The sequence below is a fragment of the Hahella sp. CCB-MM4 genome (genome assembly GCF_002260525.1).
In the GTDB taxonomy this organism is placed as follows: Bacteria; Pseudomonadota; Gammaproteobacteria; order Pseudomonadales; family Oleiphilaceae; genus Hahella.
This window is the reverse complement of sequence record NZ_MRYI01000058.1, coordinates 1-932: the sequence shown is the minus strand read 5'-3', so window position 1 is coordinate 932 and position 932 is coordinate 1. Positions and strand designations below refer to the sequence as shown.

The window sequence follows — 932 nt, the reverse complement described above, 5'->3', positions numbered from 1 at the left end:
TTCCGCTGGCGGGATGTTGCAACATCGTTCCTGTCTACAACAGCCACCACGGGATTAGGGAAAGGGTTCACTGGCAATGCGCTGTTGGATGGCGGCCTCAAAGGCGCTTTGAACTCCTCATTTTCGTCACTGACGAATGGCAGCCTGGCAAGCGAGACAATTCACGGAATTGCTGCAGGCACCCTGAGTGAGGGAATCCGAGTGGCGGTATATGATAATGAAGACTATCGCCCGGATTATGTTGGCATGATGGCTGGAGTGCTGGGAAGTACGATTGGATCACTGGCCTTGGCGGGGATCGCTGGGGGCTCAGGTCGATCAAGAAGTTTGTCCCTTGAAGAAAATATTGCGGCAGGTGGTATTGATTTACGGAACCCAAATAAAATGGGAAGTAGGTTGCTGAGAGAGAAAGGAAACTTCTCAGACTTAGCTAATATGTATGTCTCTACTTCTGATAATGCCAAAGATTATCATGCACGTCCGGAGACATACTTGGAGTGGAGAGAAAGTTACTTTGCCTCGCTAGATGATTTGTCTGCATCTCTTGCTGTTCCTGTTAATGTATATGCTGGCTTGCCAGATTTACCACCTTATCAAAATCTCTATGAGCCGAGAGTCGGTACTTTCGAGAACTATTTCATGAGGCTCTACGACAACGCTGCTAATGATCGCTTACCCACAGGTATTAGAGCTCTCAACGGAGTAGCTTCAGCTCTGATTTATCCATTGGCTACGTTTGATGGGATGATCTCGGGTGTATATAACTGGCAGAATAATGCGGATTTAATGGGACAGGCGCTTGCTAAAGGCAATCTGTCAGCAGATCCCTATGAAAGCAACCTGGCCTACCTTGAATCAATAGCCTTTGGTTCAGCAGCGGTTCTTGGGGTAGGAGATCCTTTGACGATGGTGATGCCTGGGCCTCGGGTGGA

General features: G+C 48.4%; 1 protein-coding gene. It reads left to right on the top strand.

All coding sequences use genetic code 11. The features are described 5' to 3' along the window. Positions 1-932: hypothetical protein (locus BTA51_RS30345; RefSeq protein WP_168188333.1), on the top strand; the 932-nt coding region annotated here is incomplete at both ends.